Source organism: Flavobacteriales bacterium (assembly GCA_025210295.1).
Classification (GTDB): Bacteria; Bacteroidota; Bacteroidia; order Flavobacteriales_D; family Parvicellaceae; genus S010-51.
Genome location: JAOASC010000044.1, coordinates 116,047 through 130,626 on the forward strand (window position 1 = coordinate 116,047; position 14,580 = coordinate 130,626).

Here is a 14,580-nt window from a genome sequence, read left to right on the forward strand (position 1 = left end):
TGTTATCGTTTTAAGCTTCAAATGTAGCACAAAAAAAGCCTATCTAAACTAGATAGGCTTTAAAAAAATATTAAGAGTAGATTAAACTACTTTTACATCAACTGCGTTTAATCCTTTTTTACCTTCTTTTAAGTCAAATTCAACTTGATCTCCTTCTCTAATCTCATCGATTAATCCAGAAACGTGAACAAAATGTTCTTTGTTAGATCCTTCTTCTACGATGAAACCAAATCCTTTAGTCTCATTGAAAAACTTTACTGTTCCTTTATTCATGTTATTGTTTAATAAATTATTACTGCAAACATAGTTGATTTAATTCAATAATTCGCTCGATTTGTAATAAATAATTAAATTAGTTTTTTAAGCTTAAATTTAATTCATTTAATTGTGCTGTGTCGATAGGAGATGGTGCATCAATCATAACATCTCTACCGCTATTGTTTTTAGGGAATGCGATAAAGTCTCTAATAGAGTCGGTTCCTCCAAAAATTGAACAAATACGATCAAATCCAAAAGCCAATCCTCCATGGGGTGGAGCTCCATATTCAAAAGCATCCATTAAGAAACCAAATTGAGCTTGTGCTTCTTCTTTGGTAAAGCCTAAAAGGTCAAACATTCTAGCTTGAATTGCTCTATCGTGGATACGTATAGAACCTCCTCCAACTTCAACGCCATTAATTGCTAAATCATAAGCATTAGCTCTAACTGCTTTAGGGTCGGACTCAATCAATTTCATATCCTCTGGTTTTGGAGAGGTGAATGGATGGTGCATAGCATGATAACGTTGCGTTTCTTCATCCCATTCTAATAAAGGGAAATCTAATACCCATAGCGGTTTGAATACATTAGGATCTCTTAGGTCTAATTCAGTTCCCATGTGTAAACGTAAATCGTTCATTTGGCTACGTACTTTATCAGTCTCGCCGCTTAAGACTAAAATTAAGTCTCCAGCTTTAGCGTTACATTGTTTAGCCCACTTAGCCAATTCTTCTTGGTTGTAAAATTTATCAACAGAAGACTTAAATGTACCATCTTCGTTACATTTTACATAGACCATACCTTTTGCTCCAACTTGAGGTCTTTGAACCCATTTGGTTAGTTTATCGAGTTGCTTTCTTGAGTATCCAGCACAACCTTCTGCAGTAATTCCTAGAATTAATTCAGCTGAATCGAAAATTGTAAAGTCTTTACCTTTAACGATGTCATTCAATTCATTAAAGGTCATTCCAAATCGAATATCTGGTTTGTCAGACCCATATAACTTCATGGCTTCAGCATAAGTCATTCTTGGGAAGTCATCTTCAAACTCAATTCCTTTTACCGATTGGAATAAGTGTTTCATTAAACCCTCAAAGGTCTGCAAGATGTCCTCTTGTTCTACAAAAGCCATTTCACAGTCTATTTGAGTAAACTCTGGCTGTCTATCAGCCCTTAAATCTTCATCTCTAAAGCATTTTACAATTTGGTAGTAACGGTCATAGCCACTCACCATTAATAATTGTTTAAATGTTTGGGGTGATTGTGGTAGTGCATAGAATTCTCCATCGTTCATTCTACTTGGAACAACAAAGTCTCTTGCTCCCTCAGGTGTAGATTTGATTAGGTAAGGAGTTTCAACCTCCATAAACGCTAATGAGTCTAAGTATTTTCTTGTTTCTAAACCAATTTTATTTCTTAGGATTAGATTGTTTTTTAGAGGGTTTCTTCTTAAGTCCAAAAAACGATATTTCATTCTTAATTCATCCCCTCCATCAGTTTCATCTTCAATGGTAAAAGGAGGAAGTTTAGCCTCTTTGAGAATGGTTAATTCGGTAACGTTAATTTCTATGTCTCCAGTTGGGATATTTTTGTTTTTGCTTTCTCGTTCTGCTACAATCCCTTTTGCTTGAATCACGTATTCTCTACCTAAGGTTCTTGCTTTGGTACATAAGTCAGCATTGATATCCATATTAAAAACCAGCTGGGTAATACCATATCGATCTCTTAGGTTTACAAATGTAATTCCTCCAAGATCATTTGAGTTTTGTACCCATCCACAAAGAGTGACTTCTGCTCCTGTGTTCTCAATTCTTAATTCTCCGTTTTTATGTGATCTATACATTTTTTTAGTTGATGTATTCTGTACAATATATAGTACAATGTTGTCTATTTATTTAATTTATATGAGGTTCTTTTTTTTGAAATAACAGTTAATCTAGTTTTAATACAGCCAAGAAAGCCTCTTGAGGAACTGTTACACTACCAACTTGACGCATCCTTTTCTTTCCTTTTTTCTGCTTCTCTAATAGTTTTCGTTTACGAGAAATATCACCACCATAACATTTAGCAGTTACATCTTTACGTAACGCTTTGATGTTCTCCCTGGCAATAAATTTCGCGCCAATCGCAGCTTGAATTGGAATCTCAAATTGTTGACGAGGAATTAAATCTTTTAATTTTAAACAAATCTTTTTACCTAAAGTATAAGCATTGCTTCGGTGAACTAATGCAGATAAGGCATCTACTTGCTCTGAGTTAAGAAGTATATCCAGTTTAATTAGGTCCGATTTTCTGTAGCCAATAGGCGAATAATCAAAACTAGCATATCCTTTAGATACTGTTTTTAATTTGTCGTAGAAGTCAAAAACAACTTCAGCTAATGGCATATCAAAAGTAATTTCAACACGATCTTGTGTTAGATATACTTGATTAGTTAACTCTCCTCTCTTTTCAATACATAACGTCATGATTTGCCCAACATAATCGCCTTTTGTAATGACTTGAGCTTTGATATATGGCTCTTCTATATAATCTAATTTAGATTGGTCGGGAAGGTCAGAAGGGTTATTGACAATAACTAATTCTTGGTTCTTTTTTAAATAAGCTTTGTAAGACACATTGGGTACGGTTGTAATCACCGTCATGTTAAACTCACGCTCTAAACGCTCTTGAATAATCTCCATGTGTAACATTCCTAGGAATCCACATCTAAAACCAAAACCTAAGGCTGCAGAACTTTCAGGTTCAAACACCAAAGAAGCATCATTAAGTTGCAGTTTTTCCATAGAAGCTCTTAGCTCTTCATAATCTTCAGTGTCTACAGGGTAAATACCAGCAAAAACCATTGGTTTTACATCTTCAAAACCTTGAATAGCATCTTCACATGGATTTTCTTTAGTTGTGATGGTATCTCCAACTTTAACCTCTTCGGCTTTTTTTATACCAGATACAATATATCCTACATCTCCAGTGTTGACTTCTTTCGTTGGGAACATGTCCATTTTTAACACCCCAATTTCGTCAGCAAAATAAGATTTTCCTGTGTTTACAAACTGAACTTCATCTCCTTTTTTAATGGAACCATTCATGACTCTATAATAAGCTATGATCCCTCTAAAAGTATTGTAAACCGAATCAAAAATCATGGCTTGTAATGGGGCTTCAGGATCTCCTTCCGGAGCTGGTATTCTTTCAACAACAGCTTCTAAGATCTTTTCTACACCTAAACCTGTTTTTCCACTAGCAGGTATAATGTCTGCTTCCTCACAGCCGATTAAGTCCATAATTTGGTCAGCTACAACTTCTGGATTGGCTCCAGGTAGGTCCATTTTGTTGAGGATAGGGATGATTTCTAGGTCATTGTCTATGGCAAGGTATAAGTTCGAAATCGTTTGTGCTTCAATTCCTTGAGAGGCATCAACAATTAGTAATGCACCTTCACATGCAGCAATAGATCGAGAAACTTCATAAGAGAAATCAACGTGTCCAGGAGTGTCAATTAAGTTTAAAATATACTCTTCGCCATCAGTATGTTTATAATTCATCTGAATAGCGTGACTTTTAATGGTAATCCCTCTCTCTCGTTCGATGTCCATGTCATCAAGCGCTTGATCTTTCATGTCACGTTCTGCAATCGTATTGGTAGTTTGCAAAAGACGGTCAGCTAAGGTGCTTTTTCCATGGTCAATATGTGCAATAATGCAAAAGTTTCTAATTTTCTTCATACGTAGCACAAAAATAAACAAATTCTTTAGCTAGCATTTAGATTCTGGGATGAGTTCTACTTTTTTGAATGTTTTTTTTGTAAAACTCAAATAAGGAAGAAGGAGAAATAACGTTGTTTTTATCAGACTTTGTTAAGCTTTACTAGAAAAATGAATTATAGTTAGTAGAATTAAACAACCTTTCTTATTTTTGAGCAATCAACTTAAACAACGTCGATAACCGATATAAAATGAAGATTTCGAATTATTTAATTCTTTTTTTGAGTTTAGTTTTAATTAGTGCATGTGAAAACGATGAGCAAGAACCGATAACTAAACCACCAATAGAAAAAAACAAAGAGCCAGAACAACCGAAGGTAATAACCCCTACATTTAATAAAGATTCTGCTTTAGCTTATGTTCAAAGGCAAGTAGATTTTGGTCCTAGAGTTCCCAATACCAAAGAACATGATGCTTGTGGAGAGTGGATGGCCAACGAGTTGGTTCAATATGGTTTTGATACGTTAATTCAAAGAGGGCGAGTGTTGGCTTTTAATGGAACTGTTTTAAATATCCAGAATATTATTGGGCAATATAAAAAAGAAGCTAAGGAACGTATTATGCTTTGTGCACATTGGGATACAAGACCTTTTGCAGATAGAGATTCTGTCAATAAAAATAAACCGATTGATGGGGCTAATGATGGAGCGAGTGGAGTAGGAGTATTATTAGAAGTAGCTAGACAAATTAGTTTGCAAAACCCTAGACTTGGAGTTGATATTATTTTCTTTGATGCTGAAGACTATGGTGCTGTTCAAGTTTCAGAAACCTTACAAGATTTAAGCAGTATGAGTGATACTTGGTGCTTGGGCTCTCAATATTGGTGTAAAAATCCTCCGATCCCAAATTATAACCCTAAATACGGGATATTGTTGGATATGGTGGGGGCAACAGATGCCATTTTCCCTAAAGATGCCGTTTCTAGACATTACGCTGGAGGTTTGGTAAATAAAATATGGAAAGAAGCTCAGAATTTGGGATATGGTAAATATTTTGTGAATCAGTTGGCTGGCGCAATAACAGATGATCATACTTATATCAATGAAATGACATCAATACCAGTAGTAGATATTATCCATTATATTCCTAATGGAAATTATGGAGATTTTGGAAAGTTCCACCATACACATGCCGACAATATGGATGTTGTGGATAAAGAGACGTTAGGAGTGGTAGGGCAAATGATGCTACATATCATCTATCAAGAATTATAAATCGAAATATTTTGCAGTCTCATAAACCTGTAAAGATGCAACGTAATAAAAAATAAAAGATGAATTTTAAAACATTAGGCGAATTTATTATTGATCGCCAGAAAGACTTCCCTGGTTCAAGTGGTGATTTATCACGTATATTAAGTGCTATACGATTGGCTTCCAAAATTGTAAGTCAACAAGTTAATAAAGCTGGATTAGCAAGACATATTCTAGGAGGGGTAGGAAGAGAAAATGTACAAGGAGAAGCACAGCAAAAATTAGATGTTTATGCTGATGAACGTTTTATAGAAGCGTTAAACAATAGAGGGAATGTGTGTGGAATTGGTTCGGAAGAAAATGATGATTTTATTGAATTGAACAAAGATGGGAAATACATTATTTTAATGGATCCTTTGGATGGTTCTTCGAATATCGATGTGAATGTATCTATAGGGACAATATTTAGTGTATTTAAAAGAGTAACGAAAGTTGGGGACCCAGTGGCGTTAGAAGATTTTTTACAGCCTGGTGTAGAACAGGTCGCAGCAGGATATGTGCTGTATGGTTCTTCAACGATGATGGTGTATACTACAGGTAATGGAGTAAATGGGTTTACTTATGATCCAGGTATTGGAGTTTTCTTTTTATCTCATCCTGATATGAAATTTCCTGAGAAGAGTAAAATATATTCAATGAATGAGGGGAATTTAATGAGAAGTTCAAAAGGAGTTCAGAATTACGTAAAATATTGTCAAGAAATTGATACAGCAACCAACAGACCACATACAGGGCGTTATATAGGGTCTTTAGTGGCTGATTTTCACAGGAATTTAATTAAAGGTGGAATTTACATGTATCCATCAACAGATAGTGCGCCTGATGGAAAGTTAAGGTTGTTGTATGAATGTAACCCTTTAGCATTTTTAACGGAGCAAGCAGGTGGGAAAGCCTCTAATGGTACAGAAAGAATTATGGAAATACAGCCTACTAAATTACACCAAAGAGTACCTTATTTTGTTGGGAATACAACAATGGTTGAAAAGGTTGAAGAATTTATAGCTAACGAGTAATGGTATGAAAAAGTTTATTACGTTAACGACATTGTTGTATAGTTGTTATTTAATGGCGCAAAGCCCTAATATTCAATTTGAGGAATACGATTTGGATAACGGTTTACATGTTATTTTGCATGAAGATCATTCTACTCCAATTGTAGGGGTTTCTGTAATGTATCATGTAGGATCAAAAAATGAAGATCCTGAAAGAACTGGTTTTGCCCATTTCTTTGAACACCTATTATTTGAGGGGACTGCCAACATTAAACGAGGAGAATTTTTTAAGTATATAGAAAACGCAGGAGGCCAAAATAATGCCAACACCTCTAAAGATCGAACATTTTATTATGAGGTATTACCATCTAATCAATTAGAATTAGGGTTATGGTTAGAATCAGAGCGAATGTTACATGCCGTAATTAACCAAGAAGGGATCGATACTCAAAGAGAGGTTGTTAAAGAAGAGAAAAGGTTGAGAGTAGACAATAGACCTTATGGTTCTGTTTTTGAAGAACTATCCAAGCGAGCCTTTACTCAACATCCTTACCAATGGATGCCTATCGGTTCTATGGAGCATTTAAATGCGGCTAAAAAAGAGGAGTTTTTAGCTTTTTACAAAAAATATTATGTGCCTAATAATGCGGTTTTATCTATAGCGGGAGATTTTGAAATGGAAACATTAAAAAAAGATATTGAAGCCTACTTTGGAGCAATTCCTAAAGGAGTAAGTGAAGTTCCTAAGGTTACCATTGTAGAACCACCATTAGCCAAAGAAATTAGGGATACAATTTACGATAATATTCAATTGCCAGGTTTAATTCAAGGGTATAGAATGCCTGCTCAAGGTACTCCTGATTCTTATGCTTTAGAAATGTTGGGAAGTTTACTTTCAGATGGAGAAAGCTCTAGGTTAAATAAAAAATGTGTGCAAGAGTCTGAAAAAGCAATGTTTGTAGCGAATTTTCCTTATGCCACAGAAGATCCAGGGTTGAGTATTGTTTATGCGATTGTAAATGGAGAAACTAAACTAGAAGATTTAGAGTCAGAAATTGAAGCTGAAATTCAAAAAGTAAAGCAAGAGTTAATTTCTGATTATGAATATCAAAAGTTGAGAAATTCGATAGAGAGTGATTATGTCTATAATTTCAATTCGATGATTGGTATAGCAGAAAACTTGGCAAACTACCATATGTATTATGGAGATGCTAATTTAATTAATACAGAATTAGAACGTTATTTAAAAGTAACAAAAGAAGACATTCAAAGAGTGGCTCAAAAATATTTTGTTAAAGAAAATAGAGTTGTACTTTATTATTTACCTAAAGAGAAATAAAACATGAGTTATCAAGTATATATCATCCCAATTATTATTGCAGCAATTGTAGGATGTTCAAAAAAAGTAACGGTAGATAGAAGTCTTGCACCAGTGCCAAAGCCTGCGCCAGAAATTAATATCCCTACTCCTGCTTCATTTACATTAGAAAATGGATTAAAAGTTTTTGTTGTAGAAAACCATAAATTACCAAAAGTTAGTTTTCAATTGACTGTAGATACAGATCCTGTTTTCGAAAATGACAAGGTAGGGTTGAGTGATTTAACTGGAGAATTGATGGCAGAAGGAACAGCTTCTAAATCCAAAGACCAAATTGATCGTGAAATAGATTTTATAGGAGCTAGTTTATACACCTCTGCTAATGGTGTTTATTTGTCGTCGTTGAGAAAGCATACAGATAAAGCGCTAGAGATCGCGAGCGATATTATGATGAATCCATCTTTTCCATCTGAACAATTAGAGAAAAAGAAAAAACAAATGATATCAGGTTTAAAGACAATATCAACCAATGCTAACGCAATAGCTGATAGAGTAAGTCGTGTAGTTTGTTATGGAAAAAATCATCCGTATGGAGAAGTTCAATTAAAAGAACATGTTGAGCGTATAACTATTCAAGATTGTAAGGAGTATTATTCAACTTATTTTAGACCAAATGTATCTTATCTTGTCGTTGTTGGAGATATTACACTAGCAGAAGCAAAAGCGAAAGTTCAGAAATATTTTGGGAGTTGGAAGAGACAAGAAGTTCCAGAGCATTATTATGAATTTCCCAACAAGGTGGAAGAGAATAGAGTTGTGTTTGTTGAAAAACCTGGCGCTGTACAATCGTTAATTCAAGTGGTTTATCCTTTGAAGTATGAAATAGGAACTCCTGATGCTTCTGCTGTTAAATTAATGACAGGAATATTTGGAGGGGCATTTTCTAGTTATTTGAATGCCAATTTAAGAGAAGATAAAGCATATACTTATGGAGCAAGGGGAGGAATTAAGCCTGATGAATTGGTAGGGAAGTTTTCGGCTTCTGCAAGCGTAAGAAATGAAGTGACAGATAGTGCGATTGTAGAGTTTTTAGCAGAAATGAAACACATCAGAGATGAAAAAGTAGCTTTGGGTGATTTAAATAGAATTCGAAACAATACAAACGGTAGTTTTGCTCTTTCGTTGGAAAAACCTCAAACAGTAGCACGTTTTGCATTGAATACAGCTAGGTATGGTCTTCCTGAAGATTATTATCAAAATTATTTATCTCGTTTAGATCAAGTAACGATAGAGGATGTGCAAGCAGTAGCTAAAAAATATATTAAACCTGAAGCTAGTATCATTTTAGTAGTAGGAAACAAAGAGGTCTTAGAAAAGATTAAAAGGTTTGATGCTGATGGAATTGTTGAGGTTTTAGATATGAATGGAGATCCTAAAAAAGAGTTGAAGCCCATCACCAATGGAATGACAGCAGAAAAAGTCTTGGAACAATATTTCTTTGTTAGAACAGACTTAACAAATATGGAGGCTGTACATGCTCGCTTTAAGAACATAAAAGACATTACCAAAGAGATGGAAGCTACAATTCAAGGGATGAAAATTCAAATGATTTCGAAACAATTAGCTCCTAATGCGATGTCGATGGAGATGAAGATGAATAACATGTTAATGCAAAAACAGGTGTTTGATGGAGAAAAAGGCGTTTCAACTTCAATGCAAGGAGTCAAAGAGTTAGAGGGGGAAGAGTTGGCTAGTTTTGCAGAAGGCGCAGTATTACACAAGGAATTGAAGTATAAAGAGCTAGGTTATCAACTGAATTTGTTAGGTATAGAGCGCGTGTTAGGAAAAGATGCTTATAAACTAGAAATAACAAGTCCGAGTGGAGAAGTTAGCTATCAGTATTTTGATGAAACTACAGGTTTACTGATTTATAGCACTTCCACATCGGTTCAAGGAGGAAAGGCCGTTACTTCTACAACTGAGCATGGTGATTATAAAAAAGTAGACGGCATATTGTTTGCCCACAAAATAACAGAGCAAATAGGAGCGCAGTTAATTGATTTATCAATTACAAAAATCCAGTTGAATGCAGGACTTTCAATCGCTGACTTTAAATAAATCTAATGTTTTTAATAATGAACGTACATTATTAACTAGAAAATGATTAGATTTGTAGCCGATATAAACAAAGAAATAAAAATTGAATATGGATTGGTTAATTTTTCCTCTTAGAGATATTTTAGTATGGTCTTTTGAAAATTTATTAGAGCCAGTAGGAAATATATTAAATTATACTTGGGTGATATTAGGTTTTGTAGGTACTGCTATTTGGTTGAAGTATCAGGCTAAGTATAATGCTGAAGCAGCTTCAAATCCAGATCAAATTAAATAAGAGCAATACGGGCTTGATGGCCTGAAAAATAAAATTTAAAATCCCATTTTTTACAATTTTGTAGGAAATGGAATTTTTTTTGGAGGAATACTAAGGTCTTAATCACCTACAGAAGTGTTCGTTGATTATTATAAAACAAAAAGGCAACTCCATGGAGTTGCCTTTTTGTTTGGGATTAAGATCTTCTTCTTCTTCGTCTATCTCGGTCTCTTCCTCCTCCGCTATTTCTTTCTCTGGAGTCAGACCTTCTTCGTCCATTACCTCTAGATGAACGGCTTTTACCGCCTCCATTACTTTTGGCAAATTGAATTCTAAAAGGCTCATCATTAAATTCTGCATCTTTCATGCCGTCTAAAACTTGATCAGCATATTTTTTATCGACATCAAAAAATGAGAATTCTTTAAAGAGGTCAATTCTTCCAACTTCGTTAGAGCTAATTTTAGCAAATTGACAAACTATTCTCAATACAGCTCCTTTATTTAGTCCTGAGTTTGTTCCAACTGCAATGTGAAAACGTTGTTTAGTATCATCAGTTTTCTCTCTACGTTTTGCCTCTCTGTTCCCCCTTTCTTTCTCTCTGTCAGAAACCGAACTGTTTAAGTCTCTAGCTCCGTCATAATATTCTAGAAAGTGATTGAATTCAGCACTCACAAACTTCTTAATGACTTCCTCTTTGCTGAAGTCGGCTAATTGCTCAAATATTGACGGTAAAAAGTTTTCAATGTCTTCCTCTTTAACTTCAACGTTCTTAACATTGTTTATTAAAGCAAAAAGTTGTTTCTCACAAACTTCTTTACCACTAGGGATAGAAGCATGTTCTATTTGAAGTTTAGTAACACGTTCGATTGACTTTATACGGCCTAATTCTTTGCCTGTCGCAAAAGAAATAGATTGCCCCTTTCTACCTGCTCTTCCCGTTCTACCACTTCTATGGTTATAGTTCTCAACTTCTTCAGGTAAGTTGTAATGGATAACATGTGAAATTTCATTGACATCAATACCACGAGCAGCAACATCAGTAGCAACCAATATTTGGACTGTTTTATCACGGAACTTTCTCATAGCATGATCCCTTTGCGATTGAGATAAATCACCATGAAGAGGAGCTGCGCTATATCCATCTTTCATTAATTTGTCTGCAATTTCTTGGGTTAACCTTTTTGTTCTACAGAAAACCAACCCATATATTTCAGGATAATAATCCAGCATTCTTTTCAATGCAAAATATCGGTTGCGATCATTGATCGTGTAATAAACGTGATGTATATTCGTGTTTGCTGCGTTTTTAGTTCCAACAGTAACCTCAATAGGGTTATCCATGTAGGTAGAAGCTATTCTTGCAACTTCTTTAGGCATTGTTGCGGAGAACAACCAAACATTTTTATCTTCAGGAGTTTGATCCAATATGGTGTCAATATCCTCTTTGAATCCCATGTTTAGCATCTCATCAGCCTCATCTAATACGGCTACAGAAACTTGGTTTAATTTAACCATGTTTCTTCTAATCATATCATTCAGTCGACCTGGAGTTGCTACAACGATTTGAGCACCTCTCTTAATTTCACGTGCTTGAACATCGATACTAGCTCCACCATATATTGTAGCAATACTAGCTCCTTTGATGTATTTCGTGAAAATTTTGAAATCTTCTGCTATCTGTATACCTAACTCCCTTGTAGGAGCAATAACAACAGCTTGTACATATTTCTTATTAAAATCAACACTTTCGATTAAAGGTAATCCAAAAGCAGCTGTTTTTCCCGTTCCCGTCTGAGCTAATCCTACCAAATCTCTATCATCTGATAGAAGTTGAGGAATAGACTTCTCTTGTATAGGAGTTGGGGACTCGAACCCCAAGTCTTCAAGAGCCCTTAGTACTTCAGCCCTTAAACCTAATTCGTTAAATGTCATATTCTTTTATAAATCTAGCCTGCAAAAGTAGTGTTAATTCATAAGATACCCATTATGAATTGAGTTTTTATTTTTTTAGAGGTCTAAAATACTTATCATAAGCTGTTTTAATTTGATCAGAAAAACGCATGAATAATGGTTGTGCCTATTATCTATAGGTGCTTTGAACAAGTGATGAAAGGGGAGCTAGAAGTATAGATAATTAAGAATCCTCTGTTTATGTAAAATATAGGTTTCCTTCATTCAAGAATAGATGAATTATTTTTATCTTTGCAGCACTAAAACTACAGATACTGCAAATGGATAGAAAAGCACTAATAATTGGAGCTTCAGGGCAAATTGGTTCTGAATTGGTAAGCGTCTTAAGGAAGCGAATTGGAAATCAAAACGTTGTCGCCAGTGATATCAAACAGCCTAATGATGATTCTGATTTGTTAAATGGGCCTTTTGAAGTGTTAGATGTTATGAATGCTGAGCTGTTGAAAGAGGTTGTGGAAAAACACCATATAACAGAGGTATATTTATTGGCAGCTTTGTTATCAGCTACAGCAGAGAAAAAACCGATGTTTGCTTGGCAGTTAAATATGGATGGACTTTTTAATGTCCTCAATTTAGCAAAAGAAAAAATTATTCAAAAAGTTTTTTGGCCAAGTTCTATAGCTGTATTTGGACCCAGTTCACCAAAAAATCAAACACCTCAAGTTACTGTTATGGAGCCAACAACGGTATATGGAATTAGTAAGTTAGCAGGTGAGAGATGGTGTGAGTATTATCATAAACAATATGACGTTGATGTTAGAAGTATTCGTTACCCTGGTTTAATTAGTACAAAGTCTCTTCCAGGTGGTGGAACAACCGATTATGCAGTGGATATTTTTTATAAAGCAAAAAAAGGAGAAGCGTTTACTTGTTTTTTAAGTGAAGATACTGCTTTACCTATGATGTTTATGGATGATGCTATTAATGCAACATTAAATCTAATGGAAGCTGCTAAAGAAAAGTTGAGTGTGCATTCTAGTTATAATGTTTCATCGTTGTCGTTTTCTCCTCGTCAATTAACTGAAGCTATTCGTCATATAAAGCCAAATTTTGAAATAGTCTATCAACCTGATTTTAGACAGGCTATAGCCGATACTTGGCCAGCATCTATAGATGATGAAGTTGCTAGAAAAGACTGGGGTTGGGAAGCAAAATATGGGCTAGATAAAATGGTGAAAGAGATGTTAGAAAAAATCAAGGCGTAAAATATTCGTCATTGATTTTTTGCTGTTCGTCAAAAACTATATAAAAATATGGGTTGACTTTTGTATCTTAGCGAAGATTGCTCCGAGACTGTTATGATTTTAAAGTGGTGATTTGTAATAAATTGAAGATGGCAAATAAAATTTTTACAATATTAGTTTTGTTTTTCAGTGCTTATTCAGTAAGTGCTAATGGAGGCGAGACGGATTATGGGCAAGATAATGATACAATTAATCAAAAGATTGAAGGGAAAAAAGAGGGCTATTGGATTATATATGCTCACATGAGAGATTTTTCTGGATATAAACCCAATGATATTGTAGAAGAGGGGAAATACAAAACCAATAGAAAATATGGGTTATGGAAGAAATATTTCCCTAATGGAAACTTGATGAGCGAAATCTACTTTAAAAATGGTAGAGCTAATGGAGGTTTTAAAACTTATTACGAGAATGGTAATTTAGAGGAAGAAGGAATCTGGAAAGGGAGAGTGTATACTGGTAGTTTTAAAAGATACCATGAAAATGGAACATTAGCTCAGGAAAAAAGCTTTAATACTTCTGGTAAAACAGATGGGGAAGTAAAGTACTTCTATGAAAATGGTCAGCCAGAGTTGGTCTTTACTACAGTGAATGGAGTTGAAAATGGAAAAGCAACAAGGTATTATCCTAATGGAGATATCAAAGAGGTATTGATGTTCGATGAGTCAGGGAATATGACTAAGCGTGAAGAGAAAGCTCGTATTAATCCTCCTTTAAATGCTAAAAAAGAGGAACGTGGTGATGGAGTAAAAGTAGCTGGAAGTGAAAATATGGGCGGTACTAAAATTGTTGATGGTTACCATAAGACTTACAATGACGATAAAGATATTTTAATGGATGGTGAATTCAAAAATGGAAAGTTAATTGACGGGAAACATTACATCTACGATGAATACGGGTTATTAGAGCGAATAGAAGTCTATAAAAATGGCAAATACGTAGGAAACGGAGTATTATAAGGGCTGTATGTTTACTGATGAATATTTTATGAAGTTGGCCTTAGCAGAAGCTAAGGCCGCTTTTGTTTTAGATGAAGTGCCTGTTGGAGCTTTAATTGTCTATAAGAACAAAGTAATCGCTAAAGCGCATAATAGAACAGAGCAATTAACTGATTTTACAGCGCATGCTGAAATGCAAGCGTTTACCTCAGCAACTGAATACCTTTCTAATAAATATTTAAATAAATGTACCTTGTACGTTACGTTAGAGCCATGTGTAATGTGCGCAGGAGCAAGTTTTTGGACCAGGATAGGAAAGATAGTCTATGGAGCGTCTGATGAACGTAGAGGTTTTAAAAGGCTTTCTGAGAATGTTTTACATCCTTCTACAGAAGTCGTAGCAGGAGTTTTAGAGCAAGAGTGTTCAGATTTAATTAAGAACTTCTTTAAAGAAAAGAGAAATTAGTGAG

The 14,580-nt window shown here is 34.8% G+C and carries 12 protein-coding genes; 8 read left to right on the forward strand and 4 right to left on the reverse strand.

The annotated features are described in order from the left end of the window. Window positions 1–81 precede the first annotated feature (81 nt). From N4A35_13445 to lepA, 3 genes are all read right to left on the reverse strand, one after another. A complete protein-coding gene (locus N4A35_13445; protein MCT4582413.1) occupies window positions 82–273 on the reverse strand; it encodes a cold shock domain-containing protein in 192 nt (63 codons plus the stop codon). Window positions 274–352: 79 nt separating this feature from the next. Next, window positions 353–2,101, reverse strand: a complete 1,749-nt coding sequence (aspS, locus tag N4A35_13450; GenBank protein MCT4582414.1) for an aspartate--tRNA ligase — start codon at window positions 2,099–2,101, stop codon at window positions 353–355. Window positions 2,102–2,189: 88 nt separating this feature from the next. After that, window positions 2,190–3,983, reverse strand: coding sequence for a translation elongation factor 4 (lepA, locus tag N4A35_13455; protein ID MCT4582415.1), 1,794 nt, complete (start codon window positions 3,981–3,983; stop codon window positions 2,190–2,192). Between the two features lie 230 nt (window positions 3,984–4,213). On the opposite strand from lepA, the gene N4A35_13460 reads away from it, so the two are divergent. The 5 genes from N4A35_13460 (at window position 4,214) to N4A35_13480 (ending at window position 9,977) form a co-directional block, all read left to right on the forward strand. Then, on the forward strand, window positions 4,214–5,236 hold the full coding sequence (locus tag N4A35_13460) for a M28 family peptidase (GenBank protein ID MCT4582416.1): 1,023 nt from the start codon (window positions 4,214–4,216) through the stop codon (window positions 5,234–5,236). Window positions 5,237–5,295: 59 nt separating this feature from the next. Then, complete coding sequence (fbp, locus tag N4A35_13465) at window positions 5,296–6,288, forward strand: class 1 fructose-bisphosphatase (GenBank protein MCT4582417.1); 993 nt, start codon at window positions 5,296–5,298, stop codon at window positions 6,286–6,288. Between the two features lie 4 nt (window positions 6,289–6,292). Then, on the forward strand, window positions 6,293–7,606 hold the full coding sequence (locus N4A35_13470) for an insulinase family protein (GenBank protein ID MCT4582418.1): 1,314 nt from the start codon (window positions 6,293–6,295) through the stop codon (window positions 7,604–7,606). A gap of 3 nt (window positions 7,607–7,609) precedes the next feature. Further along, complete coding sequence (locus N4A35_13475; GenBank protein ID MCT4582419.1) at window positions 7,610–9,703, forward strand: insulinase family protein; 2,094 nt, start codon at window positions 7,610–7,612, stop codon at window positions 9,701–9,703. Between the two features lie 88 nt (window positions 9,704–9,791). Further along, window positions 9,792–9,977 (forward strand): hypothetical protein, encoded by a 186-nt coding sequence (locus N4A35_13480; protein ID MCT4582420.1) that lies wholly within the window; start codon window positions 9,792–9,794, stop codon window positions 9,975–9,977. Window positions 9,978–10,152: 175 nt separating this feature from the next. Here the strand turns inward: N4A35_13480 and N4A35_13485 are convergent, their stop codons facing one another. Continuing rightward, window positions 10,153–11,889 (reverse strand): DEAD/DEAH box helicase, encoded by a 1,737-nt coding sequence (locus N4A35_13485; GenBank protein MCT4582421.1) that lies wholly within the window; start codon window positions 11,887–11,889, stop codon window positions 10,153–10,155. Window positions 11,890–12,188: 299 nt separating this feature from the next. On the opposite strand from N4A35_13485, the gene N4A35_13490 reads away from it, so the two are divergent. The 3 genes from N4A35_13490 (at window position 12,189) to N4A35_13500 (ending at window position 14,576) form a co-directional block, all read left to right on the forward strand. Next, a complete protein-coding gene (locus N4A35_13490) occupies window positions 12,189–13,133 on the forward strand; it encodes an NAD-dependent epimerase/dehydratase family protein (protein ID MCT4582422.1) in 945 nt (314 codons plus the stop codon). Between the two features lie 128 nt (window positions 13,134–13,261). Beyond that, window positions 13,262–14,131 carry a hypothetical protein gene (locus tag N4A35_13495; GenBank protein ID MCT4582423.1) on the forward strand — a complete coding sequence of 290 codons (870 nt, stop codon included), beginning with the start codon at window positions 13,262–13,264 and terminating at the stop codon, window positions 14,129–14,131. A 7-nt stretch (window positions 14,132–14,138) separates the two neighbouring features. After that, window positions 14,139–14,576 carry a nucleoside deaminase gene (locus tag N4A35_13500; GenBank protein ID MCT4582424.1) on the forward strand — a complete coding sequence of 146 codons (438 nt, stop codon included), beginning with the start codon at window positions 14,139–14,141 and terminating at the stop codon, window positions 14,574–14,576. Window positions 14,577–14,580: the final 4 nt, after the last annotated feature.

What these genes read in the sequence shown, in the direction of transcription:
- aspS (MCT4582414.1), bottom strand. Translation starts at nt 2,101, where the DNA reads ATGTATAGATCACATAAAAACGGAGAATTAAGAATTGAGAACACAGGA.
- N4A35_13470 (MCT4582418.1), top strand. Translation starts at nt 6,293, where the DNA reads ATGAAAAAGTTTATTACGTTAACGACATTGTTGTATAGTTGTTATTTA.
- N4A35_13500 (MCT4582424.1), top strand. Translation starts at nt 14,139, where the DNA reads ATGTTTACTGATGAATATTTTATGAAGTTGGCCTTAGCAGAAGCTAAG.
- N4A35_13445 (MCT4582413.1), bottom strand. Translation starts at nt 273, where the DNA reads ATGAATAAAGGAACAGTAAAGTTTTTCAATGAGACTAAAGGATTTGGT.
- N4A35_13460 (MCT4582416.1), top strand. Translation starts at nt 4,214, where the DNA reads ATGAAGATTTCGAATTATTTAATTCTTTTTTTGAGTTTAGTTTTAATT.
- N4A35_13485 (MCT4582421.1), bottom strand. Translation starts at nt 11,889, where the DNA reads ATGACATTTAACGAATTAGGTTTAAGGGCTGAAGTACTAAGGGCTCTT.
- N4A35_13475 (MCT4582419.1), top strand. Translation starts at nt 7,610, where the DNA reads ATGAGTTATCAAGTATATATCATCCCAATTATTATTGCAGCAATTGTA.
- N4A35_13495 (MCT4582423.1), top strand. Translation starts at nt 13,262, where the DNA reads ATGGCAAATAAAATTTTTACAATATTAGTTTTGTTTTTCAGTGCTTAT.
- N4A35_13490 (MCT4582422.1), top strand. Translation starts at nt 12,189, where the DNA reads ATGGATAGAAAAGCACTAATAATTGGAGCTTCAGGGCAAATTGGTTCT.
- N4A35_13480 (MCT4582420.1), top strand. Translation starts at nt 9,792, where the DNA reads ATGGATTGGTTAATTTTTCCTCTTAGAGATATTTTAGTATGGTCTTTT.
- fbp (MCT4582417.1), top strand. Translation starts at nt 5,296, where the DNA reads ATGAATTTTAAAACATTAGGCGAATTTATTATTGATCGCCAGAAAGAC.
- lepA (MCT4582415.1), bottom strand. Translation starts at nt 3,983, where the DNA reads ATGAAGAAAATTAGAAACTTTTGCATTATTGCACATATTGACCATGGA.